The organism is Neobacillus sp. GCM10023253 (genome assembly GCF_042653105.1).
GTDB lineage: Bacteria > Bacillota > Bacilli > Bacillales > Cytobacillaceae > Neobacillus > Neobacillus citreus.
Genome location: NZ_JBHSHV010000010.1, coordinates 1 through 16,292, shown reverse-complemented (window position 1 = coordinate 16,292; position 16,292 = coordinate 1). Strand labels below are relative to the sequence as shown.

Here is a 16,292-nt window from a genome sequence, read left to right as displayed (position 1 = left end):
TCATAAAAGGGACAGCGATTTTAGATATCACTGCCCCTTAGTTTTTAACCAATCAGCCTTTCAGCTTTTTAAGTACCCGTTCTTCGAAATCTGCCCTGTCAATATCCAAATCATGTGTTTCATTACGAAATGACTTGAACCTTCCGCCCTTCACTTCAAGGGTAAAATAGCCTCTTTCACTTGCAATATTTATATCGCCGATAATATTTTTCCTTCGGATTGGATCGAACAAATTTATCATATTTGGATTGCTGGGATGCGGTCTGAATTGGCAGCCTTGCTCCACGCATATTTTAACAATGTTACGGACCTTCTGATTGGCGATACTATCAATTTTCTTGGTTGTTTCTTTACTTATGGTCATTCTTTAGTCTCCTTTCCGTCATAACAACGATATGCCGTGGCGGCGTTGAATATTCAATAATTATAAAACCTAACACAGTTGTGAATGGGGATTGAGTATTGCACGGATGGATGAGTATCTGTTACCCTTAAATTATAAAAAATATTCATAATATTTTTTCAATAGGAGATGAAATAGATGAATATAGCGATTGATGAGTTATTTATCGGACAAATCGCTCGCTTAAAACGAGTATTTACAGATGATGATGTCAAATTATGCAATGAGTTGACACGGGATTTTAGCCCAGTTTATCAAGTAAATGAAAATGTCTGGAAAAATTTTTACGACCAACCAATTGTTCCAGGGTTATTGACCGAGGGCTTAATCACCCAGGTCATTAGCCAAAAGCTGCCGGGAGACGCCTGCATTTTGTTGCAAAAGGAACTGGTTTTTTATTACCCAGTCCATGTGGGAGATGAGATTACAGCGGAGCTCGAAATTATTGATATTAACGAAACAAGGAATTGGGTAACACAAAGGGTCAGCTGTTACAACCAGCAGGGAAACGAAGTGGTAAAAGGACAGGTGGTCATACTTGTACTGCCGAAACAAAGTTCATAGGTGATGTGAATGGAGCTAACCCAAAAAGTTGATAACCGCGCTGGGTATTGGGGATCACTGGAAGTGGATGAAAAGGGGATTCTTGTAGATGTCAGCCCTGAATTTTGCAGCTGTTTTGCTTTTGAAAAGCCTGATATAATTGGGCTTTCAATTGCGCATATCGTGGAAGGAGCCACAAAAAAACGGCCAAACTCTGCTGTTGGAAATACAGTTATTTCTGGTTTAATTAAAGGTCGTCCCTGTTTAATTCGAATCGAAAAAAAGGACAAACACCTCATTTATTCGGTCATTTTAAGAAAAGAAGAAATCGATCATGCTGAATTTTATTCCTTTCTGCAGATGGTGGATAAGCCAAAAATAAGATCAAAGACAGCCAACAGGAATCGCTATAGCTTTGAGGAGATTATTGGCGACAGCCCATTGATGGCGCAAATTAAGGAACTGGCTGCCAGGATTGCAGCCAGCAGTTCAACTGTGCTGCTTACGGGCGAAAGCGGTACAGGGAAGGAATTGTTTGCCCAGGCCATTCATGGACTTAGCTCGAGAAAAAACCATCCGTTTGTAGCGGTTAACTGTGCGGCCATTCCTGATGAATTATTTGAATCTGAAGTATTTGGCTATGAAGGTGGGGCATTTAGCGGGGCGAAGAAAGAAGGAAAGCCTGGAAAAATTGAATTGGCGCAGAACGGGACACTATTTTTAGATGAGATATCCGAGTTGCCGTATCAAGCCCAGGGGAAACTGCTCCGGGTGCTTCAAGAGCGAGAGGTGGAGCGGCTTGGGGGAACTGGAAGCAAGAATGTTGATATCCGGATTGTTGCCGCTACGAACCGAGATCTAAAAACTTTGGTTCAGGAAGGCAAGTTCCGGCAGGATTTGTTTTATCGTTTGTATGTATTTGAATTAAAAATACCGTCATTAAGGCAGAGAAAAGAGGACATTTTACCGTTAGCCTATTATTTCATCGAATATTTCAATGAAAAATTAGTCCAAGAGGTAAAATACTTAGCACCCAATCTCCAGGAATGGCTTTTGAATTACGAGTGGCCTGGGAATGTTCGCGAACTAAAAGCGGTTATTGAACGGGGGATGAACATTGTTCAGGGGGAAACCCTGACAATGGAAAGCTTGTTTTTTTCCCCATCTCTTGAACGTTCAGTTGAAAAAATGGAGGCGGAAGAAACACCTAAACTCTTAAGTTTAGAGGAAGCTGTATCAAATGCAGAAATTTCTGCTATCCAGCGTGCACTAAAGGAAGCAGACGGCGACCGGACAAAAGCAGCCCAATTGCTGAATATTCACCTAGCCAGTCTATATAGAAAAATAGCGAAATATAAACTAAATAAATGATGATTTTATCTATTCACACACACTTTTCCTAGTGTGTGTTTTTTTGTTTCGCAAATTAGATTCGCAGATTTGCAAAAGAATAGTGATTTTGCAAAAATGCAAAACTCGGGAAACAGCAATAGTAGTGAATTCTATGTTGGCACGGAATTTGCAATATAGAAAGGTAAAGGAGGGAATCATCTTGTTGAATTTTACCTTTAGTAATGAACAAGAATATTTTCGCGAAATGCTAAGAGAATTTTCCTTAAATGAATTGCTGCCCCAATATACAAAATGGGACCGGGAAAAAACACATCCCCGCCATTTGTGGAAAAAGCTTGGGGAACTGGGAGTGAATGGACTGCGAATTCCCGAAGAGTATGGCGGCAGCGGGGCGGATTGCGTGACGACTGGAATTGCTGCAGAAGAAATAGGGCGCGGGGATTTTAACTTAACCTATGCCGTTATGCTGAATGCGCTTGCATCGGAAATTATTAGCAATCATGCGACAGACCAATTGAAAAAAACTTGGCTTCCGCAAATTGCTAGCGGTGACAAAATTGTTGGAGTAGCAATTACCGAGCCAGCGGCCGGGACCGATGCAGCTGGAATCCGCTCGACAGCAGTACATAAAGGGGACCGCTACATTTTAAATGGAGAAAAGTCAGGTATTAGTGCGGCAACCATTGGCGATGCTTTCATAGTTTTTGCAAAAACAGACCCCAGCTCCGGCAGCAAAGGCATCAGTGCCTTCGTTGTGCCTGCCGATGCTCCGGGCGTGGAGTGTAAAGGTTATGACGACATGGGTAATGTACCGATTGGAAGAGGGTCGATTTATTTAACGGACGTCGAAGTTCCGGAAGAAAATTTAATCGGACTTGAAAACAATGGTTTTTTCCAGGTCATGAATGGGTTTGACCTTAGCCGCCTATTAATTGGCCTTCAGTGTGCAGGGGCAGCCTTCCAAAGTATCGATGAGACCATTGAGCACGTAAAAACGAGGCAGGCTTTTGGCAGACCGCTTGCAAAATTTCAGGGTGTTTCTTTTCCAATCGTTACCCACTATACGCAGTTGGAGTTAATTAAGTGGCAGGCATATCGCGGCCTATGGCTTCGTGACAATGGGAAAAAACATACAAAAGAGGCATCCTCGGTAAAATGGCTAGGTCCAAAATATGCTCAGGAGGCAATCCATGAATGTATGCTTCTTAATGGCCACTACGCCTATACGAAGGAAATGCCGCTCGAACAAAGGCTTAGGGATGTAATTGGGCTGGAAATTGGTGATGGCACAGCACAGGCTAACCAAATGGTTATTGCTCGAGAATTGATCGGAAAACAATTTCGTCCCTATTAAAATAGGAGACTACTTCCCAAATGGATGATGCTGATAAATTTTTTATCGGACAAATAGCGAGAATCCAAAGGACCATTGTTAGTAAAGATGTTGAAAAGTGGAAATTTTTAACCCGGGATTTTAATGTGGTGTATCAAAGTGAGACGCGGTTTGAACAGCCTCTTGTTCCGGGAATTGTTTGTGAGGGATTGATTGCGGAGGCGATGGGTAAAGAATTGACCTGTCACCCTGCTGTGATATTGAAGAAAGAATTCGTCTTTTTAAATCCAGTCCATATCGGAGATTTGTTGACAGTTGAGATAGAAACCATAGACGTCAATCAAGAGATGGATTGGGTGACTGAAAAGGTAACATGCACCAATCAATCTGGTCTTGAAGTGGTCAGAGGGCAAGTTATTTTGAAAATTTTATCAAAAGAAAATGGAGGAATGAAAAATGGAAATGACAGATGTACTTTATGAGAAAAAGGATGGAATTGCCAAGATAACAATTAATCGCCCAGAGGTTTATAATGCCTTTCGTGCTCAAACTGTCCAAGAATTGATTTGGGCGTTCCGGGATGCCTGGGATGATAACAGAATTGGTGCGGTTATTTTGACCGGAGCAGGAGAAAAAGCCTTCTGTACTGGCGGTGACCAAAAGAATAAAGGTGACAGTGGCTATGATAGCTCAGGCGGACTTGGCGGCGGTATCGGCTTGGAAATTGAAGCTCTGCATCGGACAATCCGCGCGATTCCAAAGCCGGTTATTGCAGCCGTAAACGGTTATGCGATTGGCGGCGGCCACGTTCTACATGTGGTTTGCGATTTAACCATCGCCGCTGAAAATGCCATTTTTGGCCAAAGCGGTCCGAAAGTGGGCAGCTATGATGCAGGGTTGGGATCTGCCTATCTTGCAAGGATTGTCGGTGAGAAAAAGGCCAGGGAAATTTGGTACTTGTGCGAAAAGTATTCGGCGCAAGAGGCAAAGGAAATGGGACTTGTCAATAAAATCGTCCCTCAAGGCGATCTGATGGCGGCTGCAGAGGAGTGGGCGGGAAAAATTCTAGAAAAGAGTCCAACAGCTATTAAAATGCTGAAATATTCCTTTAACGCAGATTCTGCCAATATTGAAGGGATTTCGCAAATTTCAATGGCGAGCTTAGCGATGTTCTACAAAACGGATGAGTCGGCAGAGGGAAGAAATGCGTTTGTCGAGAAACGTCCGGTTGATTTTAAGAAATTCAGACAGTAAACCAATATTACCTTTAGTAGGGGGAGAACAGGCTGATGGGTTTCGAAACGATTTTAACGGATGAGGATATCAAAAAATATGAATCGAATTGGTCAAATAAGACGATTCTTGATTATTTAAAGGAAGCAATTGAAAAGTATCCTGAAAAAACAGCCATTATTGATAAGAAAAGCAGATACACCTATAAGGAACTCGGAAAACTCGTTGACCGAGTAGCCCTTGGTCTGCTTGAAATAGGCTTGAGAAAAGGGGATGTCATCTCCATCCAGCTTCCAAACTGGAATGAGTTTGTGATTTTGCACTTTGCAGCCACTAGAATTGGCGCCATAAGCAATCCATTAATCCATATTTATCGTGATCGGGAAATTGGCTTTATGGTCAAACTCGCCGAATCCAAGATGATTGTCGTACCCGAAGAGTTCCGCGGTTTCAATTATCCGGAAATGATTGAGAGGCTTAAGCCGCAATGGCCCTCACTGGAACATATTTTTGTCATTGGAGAAAAAGTGCCGGAGGGCATGAAATCTTTCTCCTATTTAATGGATGTTCCTTGGGAAGAGCAAAGGGATCCTTCTGTTTTGGACCAGATTGCCCTAAATCCTAATGAAATAACAGAAATTATTTTTACATCAGGGACGACAGGTGAACCAAAAGGTGTCATGCACACCCACAATACGGTGACGTTCGCATCTGAGCTTTGGATTGACCATTTTCAATTAACTCCTAATGATGTCATTTTCATGGCTTCCACCTTTGCCCATCAAACCGGTTTCCTATATGGTGTCCGCCTTCCGGCTATATATGCGGGGAGTGCTGTTTACCAAGATATTTGGAATCCGGAAGAGTTTATTCAATTAATAGAAAAAGAGAAAATTACCTTTACTACTGCAGCTACACCGTTTTTACAGGACACGATTCAAGTCAACGGAATCGAGAAATATGATTTAAGCTCGCTCAGGTATTTTGCCGCGATTGGAGCCCCAATCCCAAGAACACTGGTTAAACAGGCCCGGCAAAAGCTGCCTGCGCAAATCCTGTCAGGCTGGGGGCAAACCGAAAACGGCTTGGTTACCCTTACTCTTGCAAACGATACCGAGGAAAAGCTCACTTCTACAGATGGGAAAGCATTCCCGGGGCTTGAGGTTAAGGTTGTGGATGCAGTAGGTAATCAAGTGCCTCCTAACGTAGAAGGAAGTTTACTGGTAAGAGGACCTTCATTGTTTGTTGGTTATTTAAAACGAATAGAGTTGACAAGGTCTGAGTTTGACGGGGAATGGTTCATCACAGGCGACCGCGCGATGATGGATGAAGACGGCTATATCCGCATCACCGGCCGTAACAAGGATATTATTATTCGCGGCGGCGAGAACATCCCGGTTGCGTATGTGGAAAATGTTTTATACGAGCACCCGGATGTATCCGTCGTTCAAATTGTTGCCATGCCAGATGCGCGTCTGCAGGAAAAAGCCTGTGCATTTATAAGCATGAAGCAGGGGGCAGCACCGCTGACTTTTGATGCGATGAAGGCCTTTTTAGCAGAAAGAGGCGTCGCCAAGCAATATTGGCCAGAGCACCTCGAAGTGATTGACGATTTCCCGCGAACACCAAGCGGGAAAATCCAGAAGTTCCGCTTGCGGGATCTGATAAATGAAAAATTTGCTGATAAGGTTTAAAAATTGGAGGGATAAACAGTGGTAAAACGTACTGCATTTGTTACTGGTGCCGGCAGCGGCATTGGCAGAGAGATTGCTAAATTACTAGCATCACGGGGAATGGCCTTAATTGTTGCTGATATTAATAAGGAGGGCGCTGCGGAAACTGTTTCGCAAATTAAAGGAAATGACGGTGAAGCAGTTGCAGTTCATTGTGATGTTACCAGTTTGGAAAGTGTGAAAAAAGCGGTTCAGGAATCGGTTGAGGCATTTGGAAAAATTGACGTGTTAGTGAATAACGCCGGCTGGGATAAGGTTGAACCTTTTTTAAAAAGTAAGCCGGACACCTGGAAGAGAATCATCGATATTAATTTAATGGGGCAGATCCATACGTGCAAGGAGATTTTACCGCTTATGATTAAAAACGGTTACGGGAAGGTTGTTAATATTGCTTCTGATGCAGCTCGGGTTGGTTCGAGCGGTGAAGCTGTTTATTCTGCGGCAAAAGGCGGCGTAGTAGCGCTGACAAAAACACTTGCCCGCGAAATGGCCCGTCATAAGATCAATATTAATTGCGTGGCTCCAGGACCGAGTGACACTCCTTTATTTCAGGAAATTGGATCTTACAATGTAGGACTTGCCGGTGCTCTGGAAAAGGCTATTCCGTTCCGAAGATTGGCACAGCCACAGGATATTGCCGGCGCGGTGGCCTACTTTGTTTCTGATGATGCGGGGTATGTGACTGGACAAACGTTGTCGGTCAGCGGAGGCTTGACAATGCTCTAAAAAATAGAATCTTTTAAGGAGATTAGTAGAATGTCTTTTGATAATATTTTGGTTGAAAAACTAGGGGCTATCGGGGTTATCAAAATCAATCGGCCTAGCGTTCGGAACGCTTTGAATCAGGATACCATTACCGAGATGGAAGAGGGGTTTGAAGCGCTTGAACGGGATGATAGGATTGGGGTCATTGTTTTTACCGGAACAGGGGATAAAGCCTTTGCGGCTGGGGCTGATATCAATCAGGTCCGCGGCTATCAACCTATGGATGCCATTTCGTTCGGAATGTCCCGCTTTTATCAAAAAGTGGAAAGCAGCCCAAAGGTGACCATCGCAGCGGTAAACGGCTATGCCTTAGGCGGTGGCAGTGAACTGGCGCTGTCCTGCGATATTCGGATTGCCAGTGAGGATGCTAAATTTGGCCTGCCTGAACTTAACTTGGCGGTTATTCCGGCAGCAGGCGGGACTCAACGGCTGTCAAGATTGATTGGCAAAAGCAGAGCCCTTGATCTTATATTAACAGGTGACATGATCACTGCTGAGAAAGCAAAAGAAATCGGCTTGGTATCGGCAGTTGTTCCAACAGAAGAGTTATGGAGAGCTGTTGAAGAAAAGGCGGGGAAAATTTTAGCCAAGGGGCCTTTAGCGGTAAGGCTTGCCAAGCTCGCGGTTCACAGCGGAGCAGAAACGGATATTCAAACAGGTATATTGATAGAGCAACTGGCTCAAGCAGTACTGTACGGCTCCCTTGACAAGGAGGAAGGAACCTCGGCATTCCTTGAAAAACGACAAGCTTCATTTATCGGCAAATAGGCGGTTCAGCTTCAGTTTTCATTTTTAGAAACTGAAGCTTTTTTATGGAGGTTTTCATTGTTCACAACTTGTTAATATTTCATTTGTAATGAATGATTTTAATCACAAACTCGTACCGGGATTAGTGTTATTTTTTAAAAAAGCAATTGACGAAGGAGAATCCTGGATATGAGTGAATTCATTAATAACCGCGAACAACAAACATATAAGAATACTGAGCGAATTGAAATTTTAAAAGAAATTTTCAGAGATCTTCATAATGGAAGAAATTTAAATGAAGTAAAGGCTCATTTCGATGCTTTTATTGGCAAGGTTACCATTGAGGAAATTGCGCAGCTGCAGCTGGAGTTTGTCAACGAAGGAGGCATGCCGGCAGATGAGTTGCAGCGCCTGTACACTCAGCACACTGATATTTTTAAAGGAAGAATTGAGGAAGATAACCGCGAAAAACGTCCTGAGGAGCAGCCGGGACACCCGATTCACACCTTCATGCTGGAAAATAGAGAGCTTGATAAATTAGTGAAAACGCAGCTCCAAGTGCATTTATGGCAGTTCGAAGAAGAGGATCATGCGGAAAATGTATTTAAGCTCTTAGAGGATATCAATTTACTGCTTGATATTGATAAACATTTCAATCGTAAAGAGCATTTGATTTTTCCGTACTTAGAAAACTACGGCATTTACGGTCCAACAAATAATATGTGGAGAATCGATGACTTCATCCGCGATGCAATAAAAAAAGTGAGACAAACACTGCTTCATTATAATGGTGAAAAGAAGGTAGTGCTTGAAAAACTAAATTGGGTAATCGAAGAGGTAACAGAAATGATTTACCGTGAGGAGAACATTCTGTTCCCAATGGCGCTGGCCAATTTCACAGAAGATGAATGGGTGAAAATTGCTCATGAGAGCGATGAAATCGGTTTTTGCCTAACCGAACCGGAAGCTGTTTGGAAACCAGAACGGAAGGCACTTGATGAAAATGCCATTTCCGAAGGCTATATTAAAATGGAAACCGGGATCCTGTCGTTAAAACAACTTGAACTGTTATTAAACCATTTGCCGGTTGACATTTCCTTTATTGATCATGAGGATGTGGTTCGTTATTTCTCGCACGGGAAGGAACGAATTTTTGCTAGAACAAAAGCCATTATCGGAAGGACAGTGCAAAATTGTCACCCGCCAAGAAGTGTTCATGTGGTCGAGGATTTGCTCGCAGACTTTAAATCAGGTAAGAAAGACAGCGAGGATTTTTGGATTAAGTTTCGCGATAAGTACGTCTACATTAGATATTTTGCCGTTCGCGATGAGGATGGAAAATATGTAGGCACCTTGGAGTTTACGCAAAATATCGCCCCGATTCAGGCGATTGAAGGTGAAAAACGGATTTTATCATAATGTTATAGAAGTAATTGGGATTGGCCCCCTCGGTGAATGAGGGGGTTTTTTGTGTAAATGGGAAAAGTGTACAGTGATCAGAATGTCGCAAGAAAAATAAATAAAAAAGACAAACTCATCCAAGTTAAATAATTAGCACAACGTGGCAAAATCATGTAATCTAAAAAGTACGTTTTTGAAAATAAAGGAGGATGAGAAATGGATAAATCCACTAATAAACGTGGCCCAATCGTGGCGCTTCTTTTAGCGGGAACATTTATCGCAATCTTAAATCAAACCTTGATGATTACAGCAATACCTCCAATAATGAAGGAAATGAACATTACCGCCAACAGTGCGCAATGGCTGACGACCATTTTTATGCTTGTCAACGGTATTATGGTACCGGTAAGTGCATTCCTGTTAGAACGGTTTACCACCCGCCAGTTATTCTTGACTGCAATGAGCATTTTTGCAGCCGGTACAATAGTTGGGGGAATAGCCCCAAATTTCGAATTTCTTTTATTAGGAAGAATTATTCAATCATGCGGAGCTGGAGTGATGCTGCCGTTGATGCAAACGGTATTTTTGCTAATTTTTCCGGTTAATCGACGCGGCGCTGCTATGGGACTAGTTGGACTTGTTATATCCTTTGCTCCGGCGATTGGGCCGGCCTTATCGGGATGGATTACGTCGCATTATTCATGGCGCCTCTTGTTTTTTATCATCCTGCCAATAGCTTTAATAGACATTGTTGTCGCATACTTCACCTTGAGAAATGTTACCGAATTATCGAAACCAAAAGTCGATGTAATTTCCATCATTTTATCCTCTATTGGATTCGGCAGTCTTCTATATGGATTCACATGTGCAGGAAATTTTGGCTGGGGAAGCGGCATCACTCTTTTTACATTAGGAATCGGAGGTCTTGCTTTGGTATGGTTTATTACAAGACAGTTACGTCTGGAACATGCCATGCTGGAATTTAGAGTATTTAAAATTTCGATTTTTCCGCATGCCATCATTATCGGGATGGTAGGGTTTATGGGGTTAATTGGTGCTGAAACGATCATTCCTTTATATATGCAAAATATGAGAGATTTCTCAGCGTTTGAGGCAGGCCTTGCTCTTTTACCGGGCGCGCTAATAAGCGGATTTTTGGCACCGATTATCGGTAGAATTTTTGATAAAATTGGTGCTAGATGGCTGGTAATCACAGGTTTAATCATAATAACCGCATCCTCATTTGCGTTTACTAAATTGGGTCCAAACACGACCATTACCTTTATAACAGTTTTATATAGCATTAGGATGTTCGGCCTCTCCATGGTTATGATGCCGGCTGCCACGGCAGCCCTAAACCAGCTTCCGAAACGGCTCATTCCCCATGGGGCAGCAATGGATAATACGATGAAAATGATTGCCGCATCAGTTGGGACTGCTATTCTTGTCACTGTGATGACGACAACTGCTGCATGGGCGAAGGATGAGCCGGGAATCTTATATCCGGATATCCACGGTGCCAACATGGCATTTATGGTGATTGCTGTACTATCGCTTTTGACGCTGGTTCTTTCGTTTTTTATAAAAAATGACACCCTGCCTGAAGAAGGTAGTGAAGATGAGGGGCGCCGAAACATTCGAGTGAAATTCCAAGAATAGAGTGCCCATTTGAAGAGGAGGCGAGTGTCTCCTCTTTATTTTGTGTGAAAGCATGTCCGTCTACCAGGTGAAGGTACTTGACCATGAAGCCGTAGGAGTGGTTAGCCTAACGTAATCGTGTCCGTGATTTAAGTTTTAGTAAATATTAGTAGCAAAGACCTATTCTTTTCGAGATATTGATGATGAGATAATAGGTGCAAGTAAGCGTTTTCTATTGGTAATTGTGCAAACGTTTGCGCAAAAAACAGGGGGAGGAAAATGAATGAAAGGAAAATCACGTAAGTGGATGAATTACCTTGCACTTTTGGCATTAGTAGTGCAAACGATTGCAGGAACAGCTTTTTTCCATCCGGCACAAACAAAAGCAGAAGGTCGGATTGTGACTCTAGTTGGTAACTTGCAAGATGAGCTAGGAGGTTCCGGTGAGTGGAATCCTGCAGATCCTGCTACACAAATGAAGTTGCAGGAAACGGGAAAGTACATTCTAACCGGTAAGCTGCCTGCGGGAAATTATGAATATAAAATTGCCATAAATGGCACCTGGGATGAGAACTACGGGGCAGATGGGGCACGGAACGGTGATAATTATAAATTATCACTTGATAAAGAAACAGAGGTTACGTTTGTTTATGATGACACTACTCATAGAGTAACCGTACCGATTGAATTGCCGGATAATCAAAAGCCAAGGATTGTTGGTGATATTCAACCAGAGCTTAATGCCGGGGGAGAGTGGTCTCCTAGTGAATCAACGGCTATTTTGCATGATGAAGACCATGACAACGTCTACACATATACAGCTCAAGTTCCAAAAGGGAAACATGAATTTAAAATTGTTCTTGGGGATAACTGGAGTGCACCAGCTTATCCAGCTAATAATTTTGTGTTAAATGTCCTAAAGGATGAATCGGTCACATTTTTTTACAACCATGATACAAAAGAAGTATATACCGATTATGATCCGGGGCTTCCCGATGGCAATGTTCAGGGGGACAAGCTATACCACGATACATGGGATACAGCTTACCGTTCACCATTTGGGGCGGTAAAAGCAGGAGATGTTGTAAAGCTTCGTCTTCAAGCAAAGAAAGGGGACCTAACTGGAGCAAGGGTTCAGCTAAAAAACTATAATACCGGTAACACGGTTACTGTAGATATGGAATCTGCCGGCTGGCTTGAGCAAAAGGGTGGACAAGTGGAGTTTTGGGAAGCGAACGTGACGCCTAAAGAAAAGGGTGTATACGGGTATAAATTTATTGCCCAAGATGGCCCAGGACAGAAGGAATATGGGGAAGATGTCCAAGAAGGCGGAATAGGTACGGCATCTGACTCCAACGCATCATTATTCCAGCTAACGGTATATGACCCGTCATATAAAACTCCTGATTGGATGAAGGAAGCTGTCGTTTATCAGATTTTCCCTGACCGTTTTCACAATGGAAATAAGAAAAACGATAATGCCAAAAGCAATGCACGCGGGGAGGAGCAAATTGAACATAAAGAATGGACTGATTTGCCTGATAATCCTCGTTTGAAAGGGACCGAAGGATATCAAGACGATGCCATCTTTTCTAATGATTTCTTTGGGGGCGACATTGCAGGTATTCAACAGAAATTGGATTATATCCAATCATTGGGAGTAAACACGCTTTATTTAAATCCAATTGCTGAGGCAGCATCGAATCATAAATATGACGCTGCGGATTATAAAAATGTCGACCCGATGTTTGGTTCTCCAAAAGAGTTCGAGGCATTTACTAAGGAGTTAAAGAAACGAAAGATTCACTTGATTTTAGATGGCGTATTTAACCATGTTGGCGATGATTCCATCTACTTTGACCGTTACGGTAAATATCCAACGGTAGGTGCTTATGAGTATTGGTCTTCTATTTACGACCTTGTGAATCAGGGAATATCAGAAGATGAGGCTAAAAAACAAGTAAAAGAAAAGTTTATATCTGAGGGCCAAACATTTAGCCCTTATGGTTTTGAAAACTGGTTTAACATTCAAAATGAAAAAGTTGACGGTGTTTATAAGTACCAATGTTGGTGGGGGTACGATTCACTTCCGGAAATCAAATCCATTCCCGGTGAAGCAGTCGATTATCCATCTGAACTAAATAATGACTCGTTCGCCAATTACATTATGTATGATGAAGATTCGGTAGCCAAGTCATGGATTAAAAAGGGTTCTTCAGGTTGGCGTTTAGACGTGGCGAACGAAGTGGATCCTCAGTTTTGGAGGGAGTTCCGAAAAGAACTTAAGACTGGAAAGAAAGACGAACCATTAATCCTGGGTGAAATCTGGGATGATGCCTCCAAATATTTCTTAGGTGACCTATATGATTCCGTCATGAATTACCGCTTCCGCGGAGCGATGATCGATTACCTAAAAACCGGAAACGCAGAAGGTGCACAAAATCAGCTCAATGCTGTTTATGAGGATTATCCAAAAGAAGCATTTTATTCCCTTATGAATCTGATGGGTTCACATGATACTGCGCGTGCAGCGTTTGTTCTAGGGAATGGAACAGACTCTTTTGAAAGAGCGGAGTTCGATAAAAACTATAACCAGAAGCTAGGAATTCAACGTTTAAAGCTGGCTGCCATTTTGCAGATGGGTTACGCAGGCGCACCGACCATTTATTATGGTGATGAAGCAGGTGTGACCGGCTCAAAGGATCCCGATGACCGCCGTACGTATCCATGGGGCAGCGAAGATCAGGAGTTAATCAAGCATTATCAAGCCATCGGAAAAGTAAGATCGAGTTATCATGATTTGTTTAGCTATGGTGATTTGCACCATTTATATGCAAAAGGCGATGTGCTTGCTTTTTCACGATCTGATAAAAAGAATGTTGGGATCGTCATTACAAACCGCAGCAACGAACAAAAAACAGTCGAGCTAAATATGGAAGAAATGATGATAAATGGGATCAAATTAACAGACCAGCTCGATAAAAGGTATACCGTAGAGTCAAAGGATGGAAAATTGATTGTAACTATTCCGGCCATGAGTGGGCGGATGCTTGTTTCGGAAAAGGGCCAAAACCTTAAACGTCCTGCTGCTGTTACGGATTTAACTGTGGAAGAAGGCAATCATTCGGGAGTGATTAAATGGGAAGGCGACTCGCAAAGATATGCCGTCTACCAAACAACGATTTCCGGTGCTTTTTACAAAAAGGTAAAAGAGTCTTCTACTAATAGTGTAACAATTGATGGACTAGATAATGGACGAAAATATTACTTTGCAGTGGCTGCGCTTGATAAAAATGGGAATAGCTCTGAGAAGGTGGAATTCCAAACTGCCGTTATTCCGCATGTGAAATTAACGGAAGATAACTACAAAATTGAAAACGTCACATCGCTTGAACAAGCGAGTATTGATCTTTCAAAGCCTGAAACAGTCACAGCAAATTTCTTTGTAAAAGGTGAAACAGAAACGGGAGAAATGGAAGGATTGCAGGCTAAACTTGAAGTAAAACAGCCTGGAAGCGAAAATTGGATTTCTTACAATGCTACTTATGTAAATCAACAGGATGTGTCGAATGTCTTTAGTTCTAATTTCCTGGCGTTTGATGAAGGCAGCTATGAGTATCGATTTGCCTTTTCAAATGACTTAGGCCGCACCTGGGTCACAAGTGAAATAAAAACTGTAACCTTTACCAAAGGAAGTGACACCATACCCCCTGTAGAAAAAATAACATTAGCTGAGCCGCAACAGGAATCAGGACAAGTGAACCTTTCTTGGAAATTGGAAGGAAAAGAAGATCCATATATGATTGTTATTGTTCGAGACGGCATAAAAATCGATCAGCTGCTGGATGTGACAAAAGAATCGTATCGCGATATTAACGTAACAAACGGAAAAACGTATGCGTACGAGGTACAAGTTTATGACCGGGCGGGAAATATGGTGAAATCCAATCCTGTAACTGTCACACCTGAATTAGTAACCGTAAAGGTAACATTTAAGGTGAACGCACCAGCCTATACTCCACAAGGAATTTATATTACGATGCCTGGTAGCAAAAACGGCTGGAACACCGGTGCGTGGCAAATGACGCGTGCTGGAGCAGTCACCAATGATTATGAATATACTGTCGAAGCACAGGAAGGTGAAGTATTAACGTATAAATACGTAAAAAATGGCACATGGGATCAAGAAGGGTTGCCTGACCATACAGCTTCGAACCCAGATGATGATGATGTCAGCTATTACGGCTACGGAGCACAAGGGACAGACCTATCTACCATCGTTACAAACCAGGGTGGAAACCAAATGGTCGTTCAGGATAAGATTGTCCGTTGGATTGATCAGCCAGTTGTTATAACTTCCCATACTGACGGGCAAACGGTATCATCTGACACGATAACGCTGCAAGGTAATGCTATTAAAGATGGGGTTCTTACTATAAATGGTGAGCCTGTAACAATAAACAGTGATATGACTTTCTCGCAAACTATTAAATTAAATGCAGGAGAAAACAAACTCAGCATTTATATCGAACCATCAGAATCAAGTAAAACGACTAATTTTAAAAATGATGGCGGTGCAATTGCTAAAGCAACAAAGACGTTTGAATTCGTGATTAATAAACAATAATTTTGCTATTGCCTCTTTCCTAATTAAATGGAGAGAGGCATTTTATTTTGGATTTTATCTTTCTTTTAGTTCAATTGGAAAAAATTATATATTGAACACGAGTGATTCAGGTGATAAGATATAAAAGTTCCTTCACGAGAGGTCAAACCTAATGAATGAAAATTATGAGTTGACACTTATGAAGTGAATATGATATATTAATTTTTGTCGCTGAAACAAGAGGCGAAATAGTTCTTTGAAAACTAAACAAACAAAAACGTCAACAAACAATAATTATCATGTTTCTTCTATTAAATAGAGAACATGAGCCAACGTAACATTTTTGAGCTAATCAACTCAACTTTATTGGAGAGTTTGATCCTGGCTCAGGACGAACGCTGGCGGCGTGCCTAATACATGCAAGTCGAGCGAATCACTGGGACGTAAGTCCCGCTGGTTAGCGGCGGACGGGTGAGTAACACGTGGGCAACCTGCCTGTAAGACTGGGATAACTTCGGGAAACCGGAGCTAATACCG

The 16,292-nt window shown here is 42.3% G+C and carries 12 protein-coding genes and 1 rRNA gene; 12 read left to right on the top strand and 1 reads right to left on the bottom strand.

Features of this window, described 5'->3' with window-relative positions:
• Positions 1 to 52: 52 nt before the first annotated feature.
• Positions 53 to 364, bottom strand: a complete 312-nt coding sequence (locus tag ACFPA1_RS13455) for a hypothetical protein (RefSeq protein WP_213148230.1) — start codon at positions 362 to 364, stop codon at positions 53 to 55.
• Between the two features lie 177 nt (positions 365 to 541).
• Here ACFPA1_RS13455 and ACFPA1_RS13450 point away from each other — a divergent pair, with 177 nt between their 5' ends.
• From ACFPA1_RS13450 to ACFPA1_RS13395, 12 genes are all read left to right on the top strand, one after another.
• Positions 542 to 967 carry a hypothetical protein gene (locus ACFPA1_RS13450; RefSeq protein WP_213148231.1) on the top strand — a complete coding sequence of 142 codons (426 nt, stop codon included), beginning with the start codon at positions 542 to 544 and terminating at the stop codon, positions 965 to 967.
• 9 nt (positions 968 to 976) lie between these two features.
• Entirely contained in the window at positions 977 to 2,317 is a 1,341-nt protein-coding gene (locus ACFPA1_RS13445; RefSeq protein ID WP_213148232.1) for a sigma-54 interaction domain-containing protein, read from the top strand.
• A gap of 181 nt (positions 2,318 to 2,498) precedes the next feature.
• Complete coding sequence (locus tag ACFPA1_RS13440; protein ID WP_241113892.1) at positions 2,499 to 3,653, top strand: acyl-CoA dehydrogenase family protein; 1,155 nt, start codon at positions 2,499 to 2,501, stop codon at positions 3,651 to 3,653.
• Positions 3,654 to 3,673: 20 nt separating this feature from the next.
• Positions 3,674 to 4,114, top strand: a complete 441-nt coding sequence (locus tag ACFPA1_RS13435; protein WP_213148233.1) for a MaoC/PaaZ C-terminal domain-containing protein — start codon at positions 3,674 to 3,676, stop codon at positions 4,112 to 4,114.
• Positions 4,089 to 4,886 carry a 1,4-dihydroxy-2-naphthoyl-CoA synthase gene (gene menB / locus ACFPA1_RS13430; protein ID WP_378583644.1) on the top strand — a complete coding sequence of 266 codons (798 nt, stop codon included), beginning with the start codon at positions 4,089 to 4,091 and terminating at the stop codon, positions 4,884 to 4,886. The genes ACFPA1_RS13435 and menB overlap by 26 nt, the downstream gene beginning before the upstream one ends.
• A 35-nt stretch (positions 4,887 to 4,921) precedes the next feature.
• Positions 4,922 to 6,559 carry an AMP-binding protein gene (locus tag ACFPA1_RS13425; RefSeq protein ID WP_213148235.1) on the top strand — a complete coding sequence of 546 codons (1,638 nt, stop codon included), beginning with the start codon at positions 4,922 to 4,924 and terminating at the stop codon, positions 6,557 to 6,559.
• A gap of 18 nt (positions 6,560 to 6,577) precedes the next feature.
• Positions 6,578 to 7,324, top strand: coding sequence for an SDR family NAD(P)-dependent oxidoreductase (locus ACFPA1_RS13420; RefSeq protein WP_378583641.1), 747 nt, complete (start codon positions 6,578 to 6,580; stop codon positions 7,322 to 7,324).
• Between the two features lie 30 nt (positions 7,325 to 7,354).
• A complete protein-coding gene (locus ACFPA1_RS13415) occupies positions 7,355 to 8,131 on the top strand; it encodes an enoyl-CoA hydratase/isomerase family protein (protein ID WP_378583639.1) in 777 nt (258 codons plus the stop codon).
• Between the two features lie 168 nt (positions 8,132 to 8,299).
• Positions 8,300 to 9,529, top strand: coding sequence for a DUF438 domain-containing protein (locus ACFPA1_RS13410; RefSeq protein ID WP_378583637.1), 1,230 nt, complete (start codon positions 8,300 to 8,302; stop codon positions 9,527 to 9,529).
• A gap of 198 nt (positions 9,530 to 9,727) precedes the next feature.
• Positions 9,728 to 11,170: a DHA2 family efflux MFS transporter permease subunit gene (locus ACFPA1_RS13405; RefSeq protein ID WP_378583634.1), complete on the top strand. Its 1,443-nt coding sequence runs from the start codon at positions 9,728 to 9,730 to the stop codon at positions 11,168 to 11,170.
• A 262-nt stretch (positions 11,171 to 11,432) separates the two neighbouring features.
• Positions 11,433 to 15,776 carry an alpha-amylase family glycosyl hydrolase gene (locus tag ACFPA1_RS13400; protein ID WP_378583631.1) on the top strand — a complete coding sequence of 1,448 codons (4,344 nt, stop codon included), beginning with the start codon at positions 11,433 to 11,435 and terminating at the stop codon, positions 15,774 to 15,776.
• Positions 15,777 to 16,118: 342 nt separating this feature from the next.
• Positions 16,119 to 16,292 (top strand): 16S ribosomal RNA (locus ACFPA1_RS13395); the annotation flags it as partial.

Coding starts and splice junctions, on each gene's coding strand:
- ACFPA1_RS13455 (WP_213148230.1), bottom strand. CDS start 364: ATGACCATAAGTAAAGAAACAACCAAGAAAATTGATAGTATCGCCAAT.
- ACFPA1_RS13450 (WP_213148231.1), top strand. CDS start 542: ATGAATATAGCGATTGATGAGTTATTTATCGGACAAATCGCTCGCTTA.
- ACFPA1_RS13445 (WP_213148232.1), top strand. CDS start 977: ATGGAGCTAACCCAAAAAGTTGATAACCGCGCTGGGTATTGGGGATCA.
- ACFPA1_RS13435 (WP_213148233.1), top strand. CDS start 3,674: ATGGATGATGCTGATAAATTTTTTATCGGACAAATAGCGAGAATCCAA.
- menB (WP_378583644.1), top strand. CDS start 4,089: ATGGAAATGACAGATGTACTTTATGAGAAAAAGGATGGAATTGCCAAG.
- ACFPA1_RS13425 (WP_213148235.1), top strand. CDS start 4,922: ATGGGTTTCGAAACGATTTTAACGGATGAGGATATCAAAAAATATGAA.
- ACFPA1_RS13415 (WP_378583639.1), top strand. CDS start 7,355: ATGTCTTTTGATAATATTTTGGTTGAAAAACTAGGGGCTATCGGGGTT.
- ACFPA1_RS13410 (WP_378583637.1), top strand. CDS start 8,300: ATGAGTGAATTCATTAATAACCGCGAACAACAAACATATAAGAATACT.
- ACFPA1_RS13405 (WP_378583634.1), top strand. CDS start 9,728: ATGGATAAATCCACTAATAAACGTGGCCCAATCGTGGCGCTTCTTTTA.
- ACFPA1_RS13400 (WP_378583631.1), top strand. CDS start 11,433: ATGAAAGGAAAATCACGTAAGTGGATGAATTACCTTGCACTTTTGGCA.